Annotated in this window: 8 protein-coding genes; 1 reads left to right on the plus strand and 7 read right to left on the minus strand. The window is 35.6% G+C overall.

Going from position 1 to position 7234, the window contains the following annotated elements:
- Positions 1 to 468 precede the first annotated feature (468 nt).
- Positions 469 to 705, plus strand: coding sequence for a DUF2627 domain-containing protein (locus AC1DCY_RS26430; RefSeq protein WP_049664227.1), 237 nt, complete (start codon positions 469 to 471; stop codon positions 703 to 705).
- A 68-nt stretch (positions 706 to 773) separates the two neighbouring features.
- Here AC1DCY_RS26430 and AC1DCY_RS26435 read toward each other — a convergent pair whose 3' ends face one another.
- From AC1DCY_RS26435 to AC1DCY_RS26465, 7 genes are all read right to left on the minus strand, one after another.
- A complete protein-coding gene (locus AC1DCY_RS26435; protein ID WP_477355471.1) occupies positions 774 to 1499 on the minus strand; it encodes a glycerophosphodiester phosphodiesterase in 726 nt (241 codons plus the stop codon).
- Complete coding sequence (locus AC1DCY_RS26440) at positions 1492 to 3063, minus strand: DUF342 domain-containing protein (protein ID WP_477355474.1); 1572 nt, start codon at positions 3061 to 3063, stop codon at positions 1492 to 1494. The genes AC1DCY_RS26435 and AC1DCY_RS26440 overlap by 8 nt, the downstream gene beginning before the upstream one ends.
- Before the next feature lie 384 nt (positions 3064 to 3447).
- Positions 3448 to 3642 (minus strand): hypothetical protein, encoded by a 195-nt coding sequence (locus AC1DCY_RS26445; RefSeq protein ID WP_477355477.1) that lies wholly within the window; start codon positions 3640 to 3642, stop codon positions 3448 to 3450.
- 448 nt (positions 3643 to 4090) lie between these two features.
- Complete coding sequence (locus AC1DCY_RS26450; protein WP_477355480.1) at positions 4091 to 4474, minus strand: PH domain-containing protein; 384 nt, start codon at positions 4472 to 4474, stop codon at positions 4091 to 4093.
- A 699-nt stretch (positions 4475 to 5173) separates the two neighbouring features.
- The gene (locus AC1DCY_RS26455) at positions 5174 to 5422 is read right to left on the minus strand and encodes a LapA family protein (protein WP_477355483.1); all 249 of its coding nucleotides are present in this window, start codon (positions 5420 to 5422) and stop codon (positions 5174 to 5176) included.
- Between the two features lie 294 nt (positions 5423 to 5716).
- Entirely contained in the window at positions 5717 to 6166 is a 450-nt protein-coding gene (locus tag AC1DCY_RS26460) for a DUF1569 domain-containing protein (protein ID WP_477355485.1), read from the minus strand.
- 953 nt (positions 6167 to 7119) lie between these two features.
- On the minus strand, positions 7120 to 7234 hold a 115-nt coding region (locus AC1DCY_RS26465), incomplete at its 5' end, for a sporulation initiation factor Spo0A C-terminal domain-containing protein (protein ID WP_477355488.1).

Below are 7234 nucleotides of genomic sequence, written 5' to 3' on the forward strand. Positions count from 1 at the left end.
GGAATCGGCTTTGTGCTTAGGCCTGCACGAGGGCCGACACGATGTCGGTCATTTCGATAATGCCACAGGACGTGGCGTTTTTACCGATGCAGGTCAGTTAGCCGTTATCGCATGGATGCGATGATTTTAGGCTAACATCCTATATTGAATTCCTTTCCGATTCCGTGACATCCGCCGGAGGCTTTAAATTCTTTCAGCAGGTATTTGGGTACCAGTTGAAAGAGTTTAAAATTGTTTAACAATGGATAATATTGCTCCATTTATTTTTACAATACTCACAATTTCACAATTTATCAACTATTATTACACTTTCTTGTTTAAGTAAGAATTTTCTAAACATTCAGTTATGATTAATCTGTTATGTTTTCACTTGTTTTCGGGGTAAATCAGTTCCATAGTCTTATAACCTCCCTTGACATTCCAATAGCCACAGGTACAATTAAAATTAGGAATAAGGGGGGGACATGCATGGGTCGTTTAGCTGCATTTATTGTGATGCTAATTCCAGGTCTTATGGCTGCAGGTGGCATTAAATTTATGCGTGATACATTATTTGGTAAGCTCATCTCACCTTTCCCATTTTTATGGTTACAATTCGTCGTTGGCATAATTCTCTTTGTTATAGGCTTTGGCTTTTTCGCAGGATTCTTACTTCACCGCGATCGAAAAAATGGAAAAGTAGCTCCGCGCTTCCAAAAAAAATAAAAATAGCTATCCTTTTAAGTCCAAAAGACTTATTGGATAGCTATTTTTATCTTCATTCATCAGAATGATTAACGTTGCTGTTTCGCAATTACTTTGTCGGGAAAATCAGTAATCCATCCAATTACAGACGGATGYGGATTCAATAAAAATGTTTCATCCCCATCAATTGCATAAAAACGACATGCTTTATTACTCGCTACACAGGCCTCTAAATATCTTGGCTTATAATACCTTTTATGCATATGAACACTGTCAATGGCTTTGTAATCACTTAGCAAATCCCATTTTAATTTTTTTGTTGCTATAAGTGCTGTTTCAAAGTCTGGCTTATATTGTTTAACAATCTCCAGAAGCTCATAGTGAAACGATGAAAAATGACTGCCAACAGGCAAAGTAAGCCCATGAAGCATTTGAATAAGTGCGCTTTTATTATCGAGAATTGTTGATTTTAATTCGATATTAAGGGGTAGCTGTTGCGAATTTGCCCATGCTAAAACTACATCAAACGTCGGGATTTTATACGTTGAAAATAATCGCCTCCAAGGTTTCCCAAGTTTGAAGCTTACTAACTCCTCTATCGTACATTCATTCACAGGCTTATTGATGCCAGCTAATCTTGACAGCTGTGGATCATGATAGACAACCGGAATACCTTCTTTTGAAAGCTGGATATCTAATTCAATCCCATCTGCCTCTAGCTCTAAAGCCTTTTCAAAAGCCTTCAAAGTATTTTCCAGTGTATACGCTGAAGCCCCGCGATGTCCAAATACAGGAATGAAAGGTTCACTAGACATTTAACTCACCAAATTCAATAAGAAATTTACCATTTGTCGCCTTACTTAATATGGATGATTTTTTGCCAATTTGAATATAGGTACCAGGATTAGCTTCCTTCGTCACAATAATTTCTTCTTTTCCAGCATGACGCATTTCATCCATTATTAGCTTAACCTCACGATCAATTGTCACTGCATCCGCTTTCAATTTTGTTAAGCTTTGTTTTGTTTCCTCAAATGTAGCTATCTGTTCCTTAGACATTTGGTGAAGGAAAGGTAGCAAGTTTTTAATTTTCCCCTCGTGATCAGAGATTTCTGATTGCAGCGACTTAAGCTGTGTAGCCTTCTCTTGCATAATGGAGTATCTTTCCTGTTTATTAACGCTTTCGATGATTAAGTCCGTTCGACGCTCTAAACGATTTCCTGAAATGGCAGTGACGATTGCATTCTTAGCTATTGCACGGCCCCCAATAATTTTCCCTTTTCGTTCGTCCACAAAGATTGAATGTGCAGAGAGCTGTGATCCTAATGCATAAAATCCTATATGGATGCTGTCAGCCGCTACTAGATTCGCTTCATTGACATGCTTAACGAAAATATTGCCGCCTGCCTCTACAATAGTTGAGCCTAAACCAAAAATCCCTCCACGAATATAAACGTCGCCTTCAATGGATTTAATAAGCTTGGCACCGCTTACACCTTCAGCACCCTCAATGGAAATATCTCCAGTAGCAATGACTGTATAGCCTGATGAAACTGTTCCTTTTATGCTTAAAGAGCCATTAAATTCAAGATTCCCTGTTTCAACGCCAACGTCCCCATTAATCGGCAAATGCCTATTAACACCGATCATGCCTTTGACATCATCTAATACACCAGCTATTTTAGAACGGATGACAGTTTTCCCATCCTCTTCAACTTCATAAGCTGATTTTTTATCGTATCGTATAGGAAAATCACGACCAGGTACAGCAGCCATAATTTCGCCTAGAACATTTTCCCCTGGTTTACCTAATGTCGCAGGGATTTTTTCGCCTAGCCACGAACCTTCTGAAATTTCAGAAATAAAGTTCATGTCATAATAATCAGCTTTCCCATCTTCGAGAATTACTGGCTTTCTCTCTGGTTTAGGTAAGTATGTAATTTGTGCATCTGTTCCTGCTACAGGTGGTGTTCCTTGTGCAATTAAAAATGCTTTCCCTGGCTCAATTTTCGAAATATCAAAATCTAATATTCCATGAACAATTCCATCGTTCTCAATTGTCTCCAGAATTTGTTGAGTTAATTTCTCTTTATTCTTTAGTATATAATCATGTGTTTCATATACAAATATTGAGGCAGACATTTTATCTCGTGCAATATCTGCTTCAACATTTGGAAGCCAGCGTCCAATTTCAACAGGGTTTGTACTTTCTGATGCTAAGACATTTTTTAATATTGAAAAATTTGATAATTTAAGTCGGGGATGACTACGTAAAATACTATCAAATTCTTTTAATGGATAACCGGCACTGTAAGTGAGCATATAGACCTTGCCATTTTCTTCGGTTATTTCGAATTTATCATTTCGAACTAGAATCAAGCTACCTCCTCCTTCCCTCTAACTGTAAGTATATACAATCTATTTACATTTGTTTAGAGACAATTGTCACTACCAAGAAAGATTTTACCCATACTTTGTAAGTAATGCATTCATATATCCTTTTAATTTTTACAACAAAATTAGTCGATTTATACTACAAAAAGGTATGTTTTTACTCAAATATAAAAATCCCCCTTCATGAATTGAATAAATCTCACTGTTAATAATCAGGAAATTCACAAAATCTTTAATAAATTGAAATAATATATAATGTATCTGTCTTAATTTTCATAAACATACATTAGGCCTTCAATACTAAGTGAATATATCTTGTCAACCATTTTCAACTATTTATACAAGCGTTCGAATAAAGTTGAATTATGGCTACTGGTCATTCTCTAGAATAGCCTCAATGGGAATATGAGCACCTAATTGATCAAAATTAAGGAGCTGTTCACGCGTCATATAGTAAACATTAATGCTTCCATTAATGCCAAGTCGCACCTCAAATAAATGCTCTTCTATCTGCGTTATTTCTAACGAATTATTTTCGTCAAGTTGTAAGTTTACGCTTTTCATATGTTATCACCCTATTTCATTATAGACGTTCAAGCAAAGATAAACGATCAACAGTATTGTTGACCGATCAATTATGCCTCGGCATAATTGCGCCTGGAATAGGCTTTGTGCTTAGGCCTGCAGATGTTTATTGTGCGAAAGCGTAGTGCTAACGCAGCGACAGATGTTTATTGCGCGAAAGTGTAGTGCTAACGCAGCGACAGCGACAGCTGTTTTTTGCGCGAAAGCGTAGTGCTAACGCAGCGACAGATGCTTTTTGCGTGAAAGTGTAGCGTCAGCGGTCACTCAGTCGTGTGTTGTTGCTGTCGCTACAAAAAATAATTGTAGCTGACGCTTCGCTTTCGCTACACAAAACATTTGTAACTGACGCTTCGCTTTTGCTACACAAAACATTTGTAACTGACGCTTCTCTTTCGCTACACAAAATAATTGCTGAAAGAAGTTAATATTATACCTTGCCTAATACATATTCCGCTAGCACACTTTGAATTTTATAGATGTTAGTTGATTTATTAAAGTTTTTTTGAATCGGTAATTCACTACCTGAAACCCAAATTCTCAACTCTGCATCTAAATCAAACGTTCCCGCAGTTTCAACTGAAAAATGAAGAATACTTTTATATGGAATTGAATGATATTGCGTTTTCTTCCCAGTTACTCCTTGTTTATCGATTAAGATAAGTCTTTTATCCGTAAAAATAAAAGTGTCTCTTATAATTTTATAGGCATGCTTAATTGTTTCATGAGGTGTTAATAAATCTTTAACTTCTTCCCGTAATTTTTCTAGATTTACTTCACTTGCATTCCCTATTATCCCATCAAATAAGCCCATCTTTATTCCCCCTTCAATGTCCATTCTCCATTTAAAATATGAGATTATTTTTCCATAAATTCAAAAGCTATAATTAATCTTAAAAACTGATTACATCATTCAAAGGCAATTGAAAAAAGTAGGCTCTTTTAGGTTTTTCCAAACAATCCAACTTACAGCGCTCAATTTAGATTTTTAGACATAAAAATACGCCCCTCAAACAGTCGGCATAAACTGTCTAAAAAGGCATTATTATTAAGCGTTATCTAATTTAAGCAAGCGCTACAACCTCGATATACCGCGATTAACTCGCTAACATGTCGATGTGAATCTTTTCTGCAATCATGATGATGAATTCATTGGGGCACGAATCTTTTTTTATACTCGACAGATTTCGGTTTTCGGCCACTTATCCCCACTCACCCAAACGCTGTGAGAGTAATAGAGGTGATACCTGCCCATTAAAATATATTTCGATCCGTATCTGGTCAGTCTTTTTGTTAATATAACTGACTTTCTAGCTGATTGTGTAGAGTGACAATAAAGTTATTTACTTTTCTAACCTCAAATACAAATAACCCGTTCTAATTTTAGAACGGATTAAAATAAAGTTGTTTAATTTTTGATGTTAATACTTCACTACTTTTAAATTAAAAATAATAAGTCGTTTAATTCTCAGTGTTGTTTTACAATAGGGCTCTTAGTGAAATAGATCAACATTTAAGAATGTTGATCTATTTCACCGCCTGCTTTTTTCAAAGCTCTTTGAAGTTGATAAATTTTCATCATACTAATTAATCCCACTAATAGGGCTCCCAATAGGACTGACCCAATAATGACAAGGATCAATGGCCACTCAGCTTTTCCAAACAAATAATTAACCGTTACCATGTCAACATTGATAACTGAAAAAACCGCGATAATTAAGACCACAATTATAGCTAATATTAAGCTCCATTGCCTTTTCATAATCCACCTCATTAATTATTATATAACTATTCTACATTCACTATTATAGAATCTGAATTAGCTTAGGACAATCACTATTTCGCGCCAAGGATATATCCTTTTTTAAACAACTCTATTATTTTTTTGTTTTTTAAATATCTTTATTACCATGGAAAGGTTTTTAAACGCCTGGAAAAATATAGTGAAGACCAGACAGGGTACATACATGTAAACCCTTCTCCCCAGATCAATTACCCCTCGGAATAATTGTAGGAAAAAATGTTTTAGTTCATTATTTTCATAGTTTTTCAATGTTTAAACTCCAAACTGTTTAAAATGATGGTCAAGGTGCTTGTATATTCCTTTCCCCCATTGCTCTGAAGTGAGTTTTCCAAAAAAAGGATGAGGGTGAGTTGTGCACTTCTCTGGTCCGTTATTTTGGAATGTGATAATTTTTTGTTTAAGCTTTTCTTTTTCTGTCTCAAATTCTCTATCATCTGCAATCAAAATGGTTGGAATAGTAGACATATTATGGGGCAATGGCTTGTCATTATAAACGATTTGTTTTGCAAACCTCCCGACTATTATTCCTAACCAACTCCTTGGTGGAAAAGAATTTCCCATTGCAATGTCTTGGAAAGATGAACAATGCGCTAGCATCTGGGCAACATCCATTTTCCCCCATTGTGGTTGTGAATTTGGACTCAATTTGTCAATACGCTTTAAAACTTCTGCTGTATGCATATGATTAAAAATATTTTTCATTTAGTGCATATCTCCTTTAATGATAATGAACAACTTTCTGGACTTATTTGACCCGATTGTGGAATAAGAAAAACGCCGCTTTGATACAGGATTTTTAAGCGAACTTTGTTTTAAATGATCCATCTTTTTTATAAAACTACAAAAGAACTGCATATGCAACTCAATGGTTTTTTTCGATATTTAAAATAGAGTTTTACCTTTTCCATTACTTTTCCTTTCACAACAAACAACAAACATATTCATTCCCCCGTTAGTTCAACAAGATTTACCTATTTAGATTAAGAAGGAATACATTTAAAGGTTCACTCTTATGGCATCTTCAAAGCCTTCATCTTCGTTTAAATTCCTCTATCCTAGCTCCAATATCTAAGATTGATCGCGCAATTACCCTGTCACGCTATTGATCGAATTTCGTAACGTCGAAAGAACAGAAAAACTGTTTTAGTTCATTTTTCTCGAGCATAACTTTGATTTTTCGCTCCGGTTTAACATTTTTTTAATTCTTCAAAGGATTGCTGCGAATAAAATGCTTTTATGTTACTAACCATTCGCTATTGTTGTTTTACTCATAGGCTTACCAAAATCGCCTTGTCGTTCCGGCGGTTTACAGGCGTTTTATCAACACTTACCTCGAACTTTCCTCTTTCTTCGAATGAACGGATATAAGCTTGTAAAAGCTCTGCCTTGACGTTTTAAACGCCATCTATTTCGAAGTTAACCAAGAGATACGATTTTTACGTTTTAAATGATAGAACATTTGCATGATTTCCAACATTTAACGGTTGATTTCGATTAAAAATGGACTTATAGTCATAAAAAATACGCCCCCTCAAACAGTCGGCGTAAACTGTCTAAAAAGGCGTTATAAAATACGTAGAATAATTGCTATAAAAAATAAGTTTTTCGGTCATTCACGCTAAGCCTGTCGTCCACAAACGCAGTCACTTCAACGTTTAACTCGCCATCATGTCGATGCGAATCTTGTCTGCAATCATGGCGATGAATTCGCTATTTGTCGGCTTTGATTTTAAATGATGTACCGTATAACCAAACATCGACGAAATCGAT

It is taken from the genome of Lysinibacillus sp. 10T31, from assembly GCF_056394365.1.

What these genes read in the sequence shown, in the direction of transcription:
- AC1DCY_RS26460 (WP_477355485.1), bottom strand. Translation starts at nt 6,166, where the DNA reads ATGAAAAATATTTTTAATCATATGCATACAGCAGAAGTTTTAAAGCGT.
- AC1DCY_RS26430 (WP_049664227.1), top strand. Translation starts at nt 469, where the DNA reads ATGGGTCGTTTAGCTGCATTTATTGTGATGCTAATTCCAGGTCTTATG.
- AC1DCY_RS26450 (WP_477355480.1), bottom strand. Translation starts at nt 4,474, where the DNA reads ATGGGCTTATTTGATGGGATAATAGGGAATGCAAGTGAAGTAAATCTA.
- AC1DCY_RS26445 (WP_477355477.1), bottom strand. Translation starts at nt 3,642, where the DNA reads ATGAAAAGCGTAAACTTACAACTTGACGAAAATAATTCGTTAGAAATA.
- AC1DCY_RS26455 (WP_477355483.1), bottom strand. Translation starts at nt 5,422, where the DNA reads ATGAAAAGGCAATGGAGCTTAATATTAGCTATAATTGTGGTCTTAATT.